This window comes from Paenibacillus sonchi (genome assembly GCF_016772475.1).
GTDB classification, from domain to species: domain Bacteria; phylum Bacillota; class Bacilli; order Paenibacillales; family Paenibacillaceae; genus Paenibacillus_AQ; species Paenibacillus_AQ sonchi.
On sequence record NZ_CP068595.1, the window covers coordinates 5,993,846 to 6,007,135 of the forward strand.

The window sequence follows — 13,290 nt, forward strand, 5'->3', positions numbered from 1 at the left end:
GTATACCGCCCTCCCTCCTTCCGTAGTTTGGCTGGGTTATACAGAAATGTTGGTATTTTGTCGCGGTAACAGCGCTTCCATTATTCAGCAAGATTTCGATACTCCGCTGGCAGGATGACAAGATTTCGATATTTTGGGATATCAAATTGCAACTTTCCTCCATTGCTTCACGATATACTCAGGTCACAAACTTAAATACTGGAGGCATCCGCAATGAGTACAGCCTATTGGCAGGAAATCATGGACAAACTGGACACGAAGGTAACACGCATGGCAGAGCAGATCGGCGGCAAATGTCCGCATTATGCCGGTGCAGACGGCAAATATGATGATATGGCTTCCGACTGGTGGACCACCGGCTTCTGGCCCGGCCTTCTCTGGATCATGCATGACATGACCGGAAAAGAACTATATAAAGAAGCGGCCTGGCATTGGGACGCCACTCTGGAGGAATGGTTCGTTAAACCGACGGTGGAGCTGCATCATGATGTGGGTTTTCAGTTTCTGCCTACAGCTGTCATCAAGCATACGCTGACAGGCGACGAGGACGGACTGCGCCGAGGGATTGAGGCCGCCAACTTCCTGGCCGCCCGCTATAATCCCGCAGGCAAATTCATCCGCGCCTGGAATGAAGACAAATATGGCTGGGTCATCATCGACTGCATGCTGAATATTTCGCTGCTCTTCTGGGCCAGCAAGGTTACCGGTGATCCGCGCTACAAGCATATTGCGGTCAGCCATGCGGAGACTACTATGCAGTACGGTATCCGTGAGGATGGCTCCACGAAGCATATCCTCTCCTTCGATGCCGAAACGGGCGCGTATATTGAGAACTTCGGCGGACAAGGTTATTCGCCGGAATCCTGCTGGAGCCGCGGAGCCGCTTGGGGCCTGTACGGATTCGTCAATACGTACCGTCATACCGGGGATGAACGCTTCTTGAATACCGCCAAGCGGATTGCCCATTACTTCATCGCTGCTCTGCCGGACGATCAGGTTCCTTATTGGGATTTCCGCACCGGAAATGACGGGCGCAAATACAAGGACAGCTCGGCTGCAGCTATCGCCGCTTCCGGCCTGCTGGAGCTTGCCGATGTTGTCCCGCTGGGCGAAAAAAGTCTGTACGCCAATGCCGCAGAACGCATTCTTCGCTCCCTGACTGATAATTATGCCACCTGGGATCAGCCGGAGCATGAAGCGGTCCTCACCAAAAGTACAGGCAGCGGGACTCCTTCATCGAGGTCTCGCTGATTTACGCAGACTACTACTATATTGAAGCTGTCGCGAAGCTAAACGGATGGAAGCACCGGATATTCTAGTTCAGGTTCTGCTTCCGAACGAGCAGCATTCATCTGGATGCTTTCAGCTGTAGACATACCAATCGCCTTGTCCCCGAAATAGAGGGCAAGGCGATTGGTTTTCATTTGGTCTTCATGTATGTTGAGAAGCAAGCGATATGTAAAACCCCCGATAAACTGTTGCCGTTACGCGGAATTCTATAATGGTGTTGCTGCCATCAAATCCTCCAGCAGGTAAAAATGTCGTTTACCATCAGTAAGAATTGATAGGAATATAATTACGGGCTATGCTCATTCACTACACTTTTATCTTTTTACCTTTTTAGTTAAGTTAATTAAGTGTACAGAACGAACTTGAAATATGTAATCTTCATTTGGACAAGTTGATTATTGCATGCATGTACTTTGTGAACTATCGGACGAAACTATCAAGCGCCGCTGTAGCAAAACCGTTTGTGACTGCACTTCGTGCAATAGATTTCCGGATTTGGAGTCACAAATAGCTTTTCCGGGAAATTCTAATGCACGAAGTGCAATAGATTGCAATTTTTGGACTAATTTGTAATAGTTTCGTGTCCAACTCAGTATCGTAGCTGTACCGTTGGAGCATCGGCAGGGTATCGGTGCGGTATTTTGTGCGGCATCCGCTCTGTTACCTCATCGGCAGTGTTGTCCGCATCTGTCTCGGTAATCCGCATCGGCATCCATCGGTAGCAGTATTCGCCCGCATCCCATCGGTAGCGGCAGCGGTCATCGGGATTGTCGTGTTTGCCCCACCCTTTTTTTAAGTCTCAATTACCTAGGCCAGTATATCCTCTCGCTGTTTTCTAGCCCAGCAGCCAAGCCAATGCTTCCGTCTCGCTGCCGAACACCCGGAAGTCCTCGCCTTTGTTCAGTTCGGTCAGCAGTTCTTTGAATCTGCCTTGAGTGGCCTCTTCAGTACGGATTACAGCCGCAGCCTTGATGTGGTAATTAATCAATTTCTGCAGGGTTGTGCCTGCCAGACCTGTTCTGAGATTATAAAATTCGTCAGAGAGCGTTCCTTCCTGAAGCAGCAGCTTATAGCTGTTATGCTCAAAGCACCCTGAGATTAGATCGAGCACGTCCTGCTCTGTGCGCAGCGGCTGATCGTCAGGGCGGCAGAGAATAAAGCCCTGCCCTTCTTTTTGAATCGATTCGATCTTCATATCCAATACCTCCTGTTCAAGTTAGCCCCAGCTCTTGACGCAATTCCGCAAGCCAGGTCAATTCATTGTTGTAGGTTGAGATCAGATTGCTGTGAATCAGCTTCCATAGCGTGATCCCTTTCACATTACCTTCGTTCACATAATGCTCGCTGCCAGCCTGACCTTTCAGGAGCAATAACTGTGTGCGCACTTCCTGCTCATATCCTGCCAGCAGCGCGTTCAATTCATCCGGGTTCAACTGATCCGCCCAAGCAAGCTGGATTAGAAAGGTCTTCTTGAATTCCGGCGGCTCTGGTGGAGCAACCACCCACTTCCGCAGTTCGGCGAGACCGGCAGATGTGATTGTATAGATCTTTTTGGAGGGCGAGCTGTCCTGATGCCGGACCTCATTGGTTACAAAACCCGCATTCAACAGCTCCACCAGCGCTTTGTAGATTTGATTGTTATTGCCGGACCAATACAGGAATGAGGATTCCTGTATGAGCTTTTTGAGATCATACCCGGTCATTGGCTTATGGCTCAGCAATCCTAGAATAGCGTGATTGATTGAGATAAGTTTCACCTCCACTTAAGTATCATATGTTAACTGTATCATATGTTATCCGGGAAGTCGACAGTGACTTCAGATTTTAGGTTTTATGAATGTAGATATCAGCAGCGCCGTTTATCACAACAAACGAGGCTAACCCGCCAGCGACGCTCTAACAACGGCACTTCTGCCGTTGTTTCTAGACAAACCCGCCGCCCGCGCTTCAACAACGGCACTTCTGCCGTTGTTTCTAGACAAACCCGCCGCCCGCGCTCCAACAACGGTATTTTTGCCGTTGTTTCCGGGCAAACCCGCCGCCCGCGCTCCAACAACGGTATTTTTGCCGTTGTTTCCGGGCAAACCCGCCGGCTGCGCTCGGGTCCACATTCGTCTTTTAGGCGAACCCAACCAAAAAGCCCCTCACCCCTTATCCATAACCGAAAAAAACATAATTTCCTAAACAAAAGCAAAGCGGCCGCATCATCCTTCACTGGGATAACGCAGCCGCTTTTATGGGGTTAGGTAGCCTGCTTCAACCACGAAGCACGCCCAAGCGAACATAGTGTGACTAAATTCATCCCACTTTCCTGCTGCCCCCCTTTCAGATGAATATATGTGTCATTTAATCGAAAAAGTCCCACGAACTCAACTATAGTTATCGCTCATCCATTCCTACGAACTCAACTATAATCATTGTTCATCCAGCCACAAAATGGCTGTGACCCCACGCGGATAATATTTGCTTCCCGTGATTTCACCGGAGATGATCTGGTCGCTCCAGCTCCAGACCGACAGTTCCGGATGCGTAAGCCACTCCACATGAGCCCGGTCCGCTTCACTGCCGCTCTCTGTCCACTCCAGGCCCAGAATCTGGCGGGCGATGAACTGGCTGAGATAGATTTTGCTCAGCCAGCTGTTGTTGCTGGTCGAGGAGATTTTCCAGCCGCCGTCTTCGAACAGGCAGACTCCCTTGACGAGCACCGCCTGCAGATGCCGCTCCAAGGCAGCCATATATCCGGCGAAACGTCCATCCCGTTCCAGCGCTTCTCTGCAGCCGGTAAAGTACGGGAATACCAGCCCTTCGATAGCCGGGATGATCTTGGAGTCGTTGCCTTCGCCGATTACTGCCGGAATGTAGCCGTCCTCCGTAACACTTGCCACAATCGTTGCAGCGCAGCGTTCAGCCTGGTCCCCGGCAGTAGCGGACAGTTCCGGCTTTCCTGCCTCGCGGAAAATCTTTTCCATCGCAAGATAAGCCGCCCAGCATTTTCCAGCGAGGTAAATGTTGTTCCGGGCCTGCCCGAGCGAGACATCCAGGCTGTCATAGGTTGTGATCTCCGCCCCGCCCATCGTGCGCGAGCTGTCCAGACCCATGACGCCGTTGCGCTGTCCGGGTTCAGGATGGTCGCGGTTGATCATGCTGGTGAGGCAATCTTCCAGCACGCCCAGATTCCGTTCCATCCAGGAGCGGTCTCCCGTATGCTCCAGATACACCGCGCTGCTAAGCACCCAGTTGACAAGCTGTTCATGGGTCATATGTGAAAAGCAGCCGTCAATGCCATACATCTCATAAGCCGAGTAGCCGGCACGCGACACCGCATTGGCCACTCCCATATCATGAGTAAAGCTGATGCCTCCGGGATAATCCGTCTCGTCGCCGGGGAAGCGGACGGTATCTGTATAGCTGTACCGCTCCACGAACATATCCAGTTCATTGCGCACGGTCCATGGGTTCATCCGCAGCTCATAGAACAACTGGTCGACCGTAAGATCGAAGGTATTCATCATGCGGTATTCGCCTTCGTTCACGATCCAGAACGGTTTTTGGTTGTAATCCAGCAATTGGGTAGAACCGTAATAGCTGCGGATTGCATGGGCAAGCATGAAGGTCTGGTCTTCGCTGAGCCCTGAATCCTCCAGCATGGCATTGGCTTGTACGGCCTGCTGCTTAATCTCCGCAAAGTGTGCCAAAGCATACTCCGCAACAGACTCCACATTGCTGAAATAACGATTATAGTAGTAGGATGCGTCCATCCCGGTGGTTACGAAGCCGGAACGGTGGAAGCAGACAGCGAAACGGTAGCACTGCTTCACCCCCGGCGGCACCTCAATCACTTGTGCGCCTACGTGGCCCAGACCAAAGGTCCAGTTCTCCTCCAGCTCAGCCAGCAGGATGTCTTCCATCGTGAAATGCAGTGCCGATTTCACGCCGGTTCCCTGCTCTGCGGCGATGGCCAGAAATCTGCCCTGCCCTACTCCGGTTAGCCCGGCCTGCATGTCATCCAGCCGTCTCATCGCGCTGTAAGGATCATTGCCCTGGAAGCCGAAAAAGGCGCGTCTAGCCGATGGGCTTGCAGTATTATCCACTTCCAGCTCCACGAGCAGGGCCGGAAGCAGAATCTGCTTCAATTCCTCCTCTGAGGCTGTTTCCGGATCGGGGACCGCCCTTACCGGTGAGTAAATGCGGAAGGTTAAATCCCCTGCCGACCAGCTGTCTATGCTGAGGCTGAAATCACGGGTAATCTCTTCATCCGCAAACGGATGGAGAATTCTTGGTTTGTCCGGATTGGGGTCGGGGTTTTCAATATCATAGCGCTTGCTCTCATCATCCCCGCCCTGCTCATGAAAAGGCAGTGTATCATAGCCGTTGCCGTCCTTCCGGGCAAGGCCGATAAATATGCTCTGTCTGGGCGGCTTGCCGGCCTCCAGATCGAAGCCGCCTGCGGCTCCTTTGAAGCCCAGGGTAAAGCTCGCAAACGCTCCAATGGGTGAATGATGGGCATTAAAAAATTGATTCTTCGGCATAACTCAAAGCACTCCCTCCAGCTTTTATCCGGTACTACCGGACTCTATCTCTATGTTAGCTATCCCCTTGCTCCCCTGACAGGTTCAAAGCCGCCTATTATTTGGGCAAATCGAACGAATGAATCCGGCTATGCTATAATAAATTCATATATTCCAGTGAAAAAGAGGACACTCATGAACGTGAATTTTCCCGGCATTGAACATTCTTTGGACGGCCGCATGTCCCCGGATCTGCAGGCGGCTTTCCATATCTACGCCGCCCACTGGCGCAAAGTCAACGCGCAGTGGCAATACCCCGAGCATACCCATCCAATGTTCGAAATCAACCTTGTGCTGCAGGGAAGGCAGCACATGACTGTTGGCGGGCAAGCCTATTTGCAGGAATGCGGAGACATCCTGTTCATCCGCCCCGGGGTCAGACATGCCAGTCTTGGGGCTGACGCCGCCGGGGACATGACCTATTATTGCCTGCATTTTGATATCGATGATCTGTCTCTGCGGCGCACACTCCTGACGATGGATACCGTCAGCCTCAGCGGCGAATCGCCCGTGCTGCTGGCGATCCGCTCAGCGCTGGATGTGATGATCCGCACGGCGATTCTCACGGAGGCTGAAGATGCCCAGCGGAACCGGCTGGTGAGGCTGAACGCCTCCCTGCAGCTGTTCGCTGCACTCAGCGCATGGGTGCTGTCCGAGACCCCTGCGGCCACACGTAGCGCACAGCCGGGGATTACAGAGAATACCGTCGCTCTCGCGAATGCAGTGGAGGGCTTGCTGCAGGAATCGGTCTTTACAGCTGCAGCAACGGGCAGCAGAGGCGGCGGCATTGAGGACATTGCCGCACGGCTGGGCTACAGCCCGAACCACTGCAACCGGGCATTCCGGCACATCTACGGAATGTCGCCCAGACAATACCTGTCCGGTCTGATTATCCGCCACGCGAGGCTGATGCTGCTGGACAACAGCCTGTCTGTCGAGGCCATCGCCCACCGGCTCGGCTACCGCGATGTCTCCCATTTCAGCAAGCAGTTCAAGCGCTGGACCGGCCTGCCGCCCATGGCTTACCGCCAGCTGACCGCAGCGTCCAAATAGTTCACATGACCAGGACGGGCACCACGGCGGTTGACATTGACAAGCGGAGATTTGAATCGGCTGCCTGAAGGAGTAGGCCGCAGCATGCAAATAAGGGTCCGGCAAGCCATGTCTCCCCGGCAGACAGAAAAGACGGCTCCAATTCAACTAACGAATTGAAACCGTCTTATTTTGGACAATCCTCTAAATCTAACCCAGATTAATCTCACGGATCTTGCCGAGCGGAACCTTGGGTTTGCGGTCCTCCGTCAGAAGTCCGTTCACTTCCTGCTGCACATCGCTTACCTGGGTATAGCAGTAGCCGCTGATGTATGGCGTCGCTTTGATCGCCGCAGTAATCGCCTGGAAGCGCTCCAGGAAATCCTGCTCGGTCTTCACCTGATTTCCATATCCCCAGCCGCTGTCCGTCTGGAAGGCAATGCCGCCGAACTCACTGATGATTACCGGCTGCCCTTTGTAGGCATATCCTTCGGCCCAGGCAAATTTGTAGTTATTGAAGGAAACCCCATTATTAACGATGGAGTTTTGGTCGGCATAGGTGCCCAGAAATTGTTCTCCGGCTTCTACATAATCATGCAGGGTCAAAATATCCGAAACGGTATGCTCCCAGCCGTCGTTCGTCACAACAGGACGGTAAGGGTCGATCGCTTTGGTCAGATGATAGATGCCCTCCGTGAATTTCTGCTGTCTGACATCCTTGGCAATGGCGGGAATGCCCCACGATTCATTGAATGGAACCCAGGTGATGATGCATGGATGATTATACTGCTGCGGCACAACCTCCAGCCACTCCCGGGTGAAGCGTTCGACAGCAAGATCATTGAATTCATAGGTAGCGGCCATTTCCGACCACACCAGCATCCCTTTCACATCGCACCAGTACAGAAAACGGGCATCCTCAATTTTCATGTGCTTGCGCAGGCCGTTGTAGCCCATTTCCGCAATCCAATCGATGTCCTCGATCAGTGCCTGCTCGTCCGGCGGCGTCAAATGGCTGTCGGTCCAGTACCCCTGATCCAGAATCAGACGCTGGTATAACGGCCTGTTGTTAAGCAGAATCTGGCCGTTGTCAATGGAGATTTTACGCATTCCGAAATAAGAATTCACATGGTCTACGCTTTCCTCACCGCTAAGCAGCGTGAATTCAACGTCAAACAGATTGGGCGCCTCGGGCGACCACAGGCATTGCAGCCAAGGCCCTGCAGCTTCATGCAGCACATCCACCTCAAGGCTCACCAGATCACGGTCAATGCCCAGGCTGAACCGCTTCACCTGCCGCCCTTTCAGGGAAATCAGCGTATCGAGTGTAAGCTCCAGCCCTTCTCTGAGGCCTGCAATGCGGAAATCGAAGCGGATCATATGCCGGTCGACATCCGGCGTCATTTTCACGGAATCTATCCGTGTTTCGCTTACGCACTCCAGCCAGACGGATTTCCATATCCCGGTCGTCTGCACATAGAAGCATTCAAAACTGTCGGAGATCCAGCGCTGCTTGCCCCGGGGCTGGGTGCGGTCCATGCTGTCCTCAGCTTTGAGCACAATCCGGTTGGCGGCACCAAACGTCACAAACGGGGTAATGTCAAAAGAAAAGGCGGCATATCCTCCTTCATGCTGGCCGACATAGGAGCCGTTCACCCAGCATTTTGCCCGGTAATCCACGCCCTGAAAATGCAGAATCGCCCGCTTCCCGGCGTTCTCCGCCGGAAGCTCCAGTGTCCGCTCATACCAGACATTAGGATGAAATTCCGGAATGCCGATCCCGCTGGCGGCCGTTTCATAAGTGAAGGGAACCGTAATCTTCCGGGCTTCCGGGAATGTGGCATACCATGCCTCCGCCTCTCCGCTATTGGCATCATCAAAGCTGAAATTCCATTCTCCATCTAAGTCAAGCCATTCGTTGCGTACAAACTGTGGTCTGGGGTAATTGGGAATATAAGATTTTGTCGTCATGGTACTTATACCTGTCCTCTCCACTTCACTAATTAAAATTTGTTTTCATCAAAATGATTAACCTTTAATCCCCGACATGCTGATCCCTTTGACAATCTGGCGTTCAAAAATAACGAACAGCACAATAATCGGAATCGAAGCAATCGCGTTGACGACCATCGGCTTGACGTAATCCTCAGAATACTGGCTTATCAGGGTCGGAATGCCCATTGGCAGTGTAAACAGGTTATCGTCGGTGATGGACAGAAACGGCCAGAGGAAATTATTCCAGGAACCGATGAAGGTCAAAATAGCCATAGAGGCCAGCGCCGGGCGGCAGAGCGGCAGCATGATACGCATGAAGATCCGCCAGCTTCCGCCCCCGTCAATCTGGACACTCTCCAGCAGGTCGTTCGGGATGCCGTCAAAAAAGCTTTTCAGCACAATAACCGCAACGGGGGAAGCCAGCGCCGGGATAATCAATCCCTGATAGGAATTCAGCAGATTCATATCCTTTGCTACCTGATACAGCGGAATAATCGTTGCTTCACCGGGAATCAGCAGCCCGGCCAGCACCACAAAAAACATCAGGGTGCGGTAACGGAACGGAATTTTGGATAAAGCAAACCCGGCCAATGCCGCAGCAGCTACGGTCAGCACTGTGACAAAAGCAGCAACCAGCAGGCTGTTCCCGATCCAGTTCGTCAGCTTTGTGCCGCTAAGGATTTCCTGGTACACCGCAAAAGAATAGGGCGGGGTGAACCAGTCCGTTACAGTGATAATCTTCATGCCCTCTTCTTTGACCGATACGAACAGCATCCACACCAGCGGCCCCGCGAACAGCACGGCCATGAATAATGAGACCAAACGGTAGACCCATTTCATTACAGCTCCGCTCCTTTGCGGTTATTCATCCAGTATTGCAGCGCCGACAGCACCAGCAGAATCACAAACAGCAGATAGGACATGGTCGCCGCATAGCCCAGATCATTGCTCTTGAAGCCGGTCTGATAGATCAATTGAATAATCGGCCGGGTCGAATCGAGCGGTCCGCCGCCGGTCACAATATAAATCTGCATGAACACCTTGAACGACGCGATAATCTGCAGCATGGTAATCGTCTTCGTAATCGGAGCCAGATACGGAAGCGTAATCCGCCAGAACATCTGCCGGTCCCCCGCTCCGTCAAGGCGGGCCGCCTCGTAAATTTCGTCCGGAATTTCCTGAATCGCCGATAAATGCAGAATAAAGTTGAAGCCTACTGTCCACCAGAGGGTGATCAGCGTAATGGCAATCCAGGCGAGACGGGTTTCCGTCAGCCAAAATATTTCCGTCCCCCCGGGAAGCAGATGAATTAAATGGAGTACGGAATTCACCAGTCCGGTATACGGCTGGAATACGAACAAGCCCAAATAGGAAGCTACCGCGACGGACAGCACACTGGGGATGAAGAAAATACTGCGGTAAAACTTTTGCAGCATGGACTTCCGGTTGGCAATCAGCGCCAGTGAAATTGACAGCACAAGCATAGTCGGTGTTGTCAGCACAACAAAGATCAGCGAATGTCCAAGTGCTTCCCATACCTCCCGGTCCTGCAGCACCTTGCTGTAATTGTCCCAGCCGAGAAAGTCCATTTTGCGGATCAGGGTCCATTTGTAAAAAGTCATTTCCACGCCCTTGAACATCGGCCAGATGGTGAACAGGCCATATACAATCAGAAAGGGAAGCAGGAACAGCAGCGCCTGCGCATCCGCCCTCCATTTTTTTATCTTCATTCAGGTCACCTCTCCCCAAAACGGCGCACAGGCCGCGTGAATCACCGCCATAAGACCTGTGCATTGCCGCCTGCATGGCTATTTATCCAGCTCTTTCTGCACGCCTGCCTCCATTTTGTCCATGGCTTCAGCCGGCTTCATTTTATTAGCCCATACCTCATTGAGGATTTTGAAGGAGACATTATCACGGATCTGCCAGTTCTTAGTCGACGGTTTGTTGAATTTCACCGTACCGGCAACAGCGGCATAATCGCTGCGGTAAGGCATGTCTTTATATTCCTGCTTCTCCAGAACCGATGGTTTGGAGGGAATATGGCCCGCTTTTGCCCAAATCTGCCCGTTCTCAGCTACATAGTCGGCAAAGATCAATGCGGCTTTTCGTTTGGCAGGGTCTTCGGACTTGGTCAGCGGTAAAATAATCGTGTGGGAATCGCCCCAGGTCGCTTCCTGGCCGAACAGCTTGGGAATCGGCATCGCTCCGAACTCCAGCCCCTTCGTAGCTTCCCAGGTTCCGGTGGCCCAAACGCCGGTCATCATGATCGCCGCAGTGCCGCTCTGGAAGTTTTTGTAGAAGTCAGGATCGTTTTTCTTGATATAGCCTTCAGTGAACAGCTTCTGAATATATTCAGCCGCCTGGATGCCTTTCGCCTTGTCGATTTCGGCTTTCTTCAGATCATCGGATACCAGATCATTGCCGCCAAGCTGTGAATACAGCGCCCACCACAAGCGGTAAGGATCATCATTGGAATTGGAAAGGGCAAACGGGGTCGTTTTGGCCGGAAGCTTCTCCTTCAATGTCTTCAAAAAGGCCAGGAAACCGTCTGCGGACTGCTCAAGCACCGGTTTGCCGTCATCGCCCAGCAGCCCCGCTTCCTTCAGCAGTTTTTTGTTGTAGTACATAATAAAAGGATGGGTATCAATCGGCACGGCATAATGTTTGCCGTCCACAACCGTTGCATCCAGCAGATTCTGATTAAAAGTCGCCCAGTCGACGCCTGCTTCTCCGGCCACTGCGTCCAGATCGGTTACAACTCCCTGGTTGATCAGATCCGGCAGCCGGGAGGTGTGGGAAATACCGATATCCGGGCCGTTGCCGTTGCCCACGGCGGTAATCAGCTTGGTGTAGTATTCCGCCCAGACGAGCTTTGTGTTCTTCACCTTGATGTCGGGGTGGCTTTTGTTGAATTCATCAACCAGCTTCTGCATGTTGTCCCCGTCGCCGCCGTCGAACAAGGTCCAGAATGATAGGTTGACGGCTTCACCGCTGCCTTCAGTTCCTGTATCCCCCCTGTGCTGTTGTCCGCAGAAGGAGCGGGGCTGTTGCCTGTGTTGCCGCCTGTTGCGCCTCCGGCATTATTATTGCTGCCGCAAGCTCCGAGTACCAGTGAAAATGAGAGCATGAAGGTTAAAGCCAGAAAACCGGTGTTTCTTTTCTTCATTCCTGTCTCCCCTTTATTCTGTTCTGGATACAAAACAGTTTATTTGTTTTATTACATTTATTTTGTATCTAATGACGATTATAAGGAGTTTTAGTCAATATGTCAACGCTTTCATATCGTATTTTAGTAATAATGGACATTAAAAAACCATTAGTTACAGAATAACTGTACTAATGGTTCTGATCTTCTTCGTCACTGGTAAAGCTCAGCTTCATCAAAATTTCCTGGGGATGGTCGCCGAAGCTCCGGCCGAACAAATTGACGCCGCCTTGATGAACAGATTCCGGATTCACGCCAATGCGCAGCCGGATCTTCGGGCTTTGGGTCAGATTAAGCTGGCTCAGGCTTACATCCGATACTTTTTCCATATCGAGTGTTGTCTTGTCCCTGTCGACCCTCCATGTCTTGAGCAGCCCGTATTGTGTAGAGGAATCCCACCACCAGGCCGGATTCAGCTTGCCCCGTCTGCCCCCGAAATCACCGGGGCTTGTCCACATGCCTATCTCGACCCCGTTGATCCACACCGATATATCCGACGGCCAGTTGTTGTCGTAATTAGGCGCTTCCGAGCAAATCTCCATCGACACCTCCAGCGATTCGACTCTGGAGCCCTTTGGCACTTCCACCGGGAGCAAATATTCGATATATCCTTTGCGGAACCAGATAATCTGCGCGCCTACATGCTTAGGATGGTAAAAGCCCGCCGGTTCATCCTCGCGGACCAGCATGGCTTCCGCATCAGCCATGCCGCAGGTCGGCGATACGTCGCAATCGCTGTAATGGCCGATCGGCACCTCAATTTCATAGACACTCACAGCCCCTTTGCGTACAGACTTCTCCTCATTCAGGGCAATATGTATATCATCGTAATTGCGGCTGCATACCTTCATCGCCCCGCGGGAAGCAGGCAGCAGCTCCGTATTGATCAGCCGGGCCGCTTCCAGCACCTTCACATTGCTGGCCACCGTCGATACAGGCAGCTTCAGCGCCTCTGCGATTTCAATTACGTTCAAATTTTGCGAATTCAGCAAATGGAGAATATCGACCCGGGAACGGGTCGACAATGCATGCGCCACTGCCACCAGCTTCTCCGGATCGCCAAAACCTAGTTCAAGCACAGACTACACTCCTTCGGCCCCAAGTAATACCATAATAGTACGTGCTTGGAGTCACAAAATCAACCAGTGTTCTCCGGAAAATAATCCGGTATGGCGCCGCAGCCTCTGTGCCCCGCTC

The 13,290-nt window shown here is 52.3% G+C and carries 12 protein-coding genes and 1 pseudogene; 2 read left to right on the top strand and 11 right to left on the bottom strand.

Annotated features, from left to right (window positions below):
• The first annotated feature begins 213 nt into the window (after positions 1-213).
• Positions 214-1,319, top strand: a pseudogene (locus JI735_RS26770) (glycoside hydrolase family 88 protein).
• On the opposite strand, the gene JI735_RS37065 reads toward JI735_RS26770, so the two are convergent.
• The 5 genes from JI735_RS37065 to JI735_RS26785 all read right to left on the bottom strand — a co-directional run bounded on the left by JI735_RS37065 (position 1,290) and on the right by JI735_RS26785 (position 5,819).
• Positions 1,290-1,424, bottom strand: coding sequence for a hypothetical protein (locus JI735_RS37065; RefSeq protein ID WP_267919318.1), 135 nt, complete (start codon positions 1,422-1,424; stop codon positions 1,290-1,292). The pseudogene JI735_RS26770 and the gene JI735_RS37065 overlap by 30 nt on opposite strands.
• Positions 1,425-2,125: 701 nt before the next feature.
• Positions 2,126-2,485, bottom strand: coding sequence for a DUF4180 domain-containing protein (locus tag JI735_RS36385; protein ID WP_039838505.1), 360 nt, complete (start codon positions 2,483-2,485; stop codon positions 2,126-2,128).
• 16 nt (positions 2,486-2,501) lie between these two features.
• Positions 2,502-3,047 (bottom strand): PadR family transcriptional regulator, encoded by a 546-nt coding sequence (locus tag JI735_RS36390; protein WP_233476078.1) that lies wholly within the window; start codon positions 3,045-3,047, stop codon positions 2,502-2,504.
• A gap of 120 nt (positions 3,048-3,167) precedes the next feature.
• Complete coding sequence (locus tag JI735_RS26780; RefSeq protein ID WP_233476079.1) at positions 3,168-3,422, bottom strand: hypothetical protein; 255 nt, start codon at positions 3,420-3,422, stop codon at positions 3,168-3,170.
• A 282-nt stretch (positions 3,423-3,704) separates the two neighbouring features.
• Positions 3,705-5,819, bottom strand: coding sequence for a glycoside hydrolase family 52 protein (locus tag JI735_RS26785; protein ID WP_039838507.1), 2,115 nt, complete (start codon positions 5,817-5,819; stop codon positions 3,705-3,707).
• Between the two features lie 174 nt (positions 5,820-5,993).
• Between JI735_RS26785 and JI735_RS26790 the strand changes: the two genes are divergently transcribed.
• Positions 5,994-6,911: a helix-turn-helix domain-containing protein gene (locus JI735_RS26790; RefSeq protein WP_202676605.1), complete on the top strand. Its 918-nt coding sequence runs from the start codon at positions 5,994-5,996 to the stop codon at positions 6,909-6,911.
• 189 nt (positions 6,912-7,100) lie between these two features.
• On the opposite strand, the gene JI735_RS26795 is transcribed toward JI735_RS26790, so the two are convergent.
• The 6 genes from JI735_RS26795 to JI735_RS26820 form a co-directional block, all read right to left on the bottom strand.
• Positions 7,101-8,861, bottom strand: a complete 1,761-nt coding sequence (locus JI735_RS26795) for a glycoside hydrolase family 2 protein (RefSeq protein ID WP_039838509.1) — start codon at positions 8,859-8,861, stop codon at positions 7,101-7,103.
• Positions 8,862-8,918: 57 nt separating this feature from the next.
• On the bottom strand, positions 8,919-9,725 hold the full coding sequence (locus JI735_RS26800) for a carbohydrate ABC transporter permease (protein ID WP_039838510.1): 807 nt from the start codon (positions 9,723-9,725) through the stop codon (positions 8,919-8,921).
• The gene (locus tag JI735_RS26805; RefSeq protein WP_020431676.1) at positions 9,725-10,615 is read right to left on the bottom strand and encodes a carbohydrate ABC transporter permease; all 891 of its coding nucleotides are present in this window, start codon (positions 10,613-10,615) and stop codon (positions 9,725-9,727) included. The genes JI735_RS26800 and JI735_RS26805 overlap by 1 nt, the downstream gene beginning before the upstream one ends.
• A gap of 78 nt (positions 10,616-10,693) precedes the next feature.
• The gene (locus tag JI735_RS26810; RefSeq protein WP_202676606.1) at positions 10,694-11,821 is read right to left on the bottom strand and encodes an ABC transporter substrate-binding protein; all 1,128 of its coding nucleotides are present in this window, start codon (positions 11,819-11,821) and stop codon (positions 10,694-10,696) included.
• Positions 11,770-12,054: a hypothetical protein gene (locus tag JI735_RS26815; RefSeq protein WP_202676607.1), complete on the bottom strand. Its 285-nt coding sequence runs from the start codon at positions 12,052-12,054 to the stop codon at positions 11,770-11,772. The genes JI735_RS26810 and JI735_RS26815 overlap by 52 nt, the downstream gene beginning before the upstream one ends.
• A gap of 170 nt (positions 12,055-12,224) precedes the next feature.
• On the bottom strand, positions 12,225-13,172 hold the full coding sequence (locus JI735_RS26820) for an ArsR/SmtB family transcription factor (RefSeq protein WP_039838512.1): 948 nt from the start codon (positions 13,170-13,172) through the stop codon (positions 12,225-12,227).
• Between the last annotated feature and the right edge of the window lie 118 nt (positions 13,173-13,290).

Coding starts and splice junctions, on each gene's coding strand:
- JI735_RS37065 (WP_267919318.1), bottom strand. CDS start 1,424: ATGAAAACCAATCGCCTTGCCCTCTATTTCGGGGACAAGGCGATTGGT.
- JI735_RS36385 (WP_039838505.1), bottom strand. CDS start 2,485: ATGAAGATCGAATCGATTCAAAAAGAAGGGCAGGGCTTTATTCTCTGC.
- JI735_RS26785 (WP_039838507.1), bottom strand. CDS start 5,819: ATGCCGAAGAATCAATTTTTTAATGCCCATCATTCACCCATTGGAGCG.
- JI735_RS26790 (WP_202676605.1), top strand. CDS start 5,994: ATGAACGTGAATTTTCCCGGCATTGAACATTCTTTGGACGGCCGCATG.
- JI735_RS26795 (WP_039838509.1), bottom strand. CDS start 8,861: ATGACGACAAAATCTTATATTCCCAATTACCCCAGACCACAGTTTGTA.
- JI735_RS26800 (WP_039838510.1), bottom strand. CDS start 9,725: ATGAAATGGGTCTACCGTTTGGTCTCATTATTCATGGCCGTGCTGTTC.
- JI735_RS26805 (WP_020431676.1), bottom strand. CDS start 10,615: ATGAAGATAAAAAAATGGAGGGCGGATGCGCAGGCGCTGCTGTTCCTG.
- JI735_RS26810 (WP_202676606.1), bottom strand. CDS start 11,821: ATGCAGAAGCTGGTTGATGAATTCAACAAAAGCCACCCCGACATCAAG.
- JI735_RS26815 (WP_202676607.1), bottom strand. CDS start 12,054: ATGAAGAAAAGAAACACCGGTTTTCTGGCTTTAACCTTCATGCTCTCA.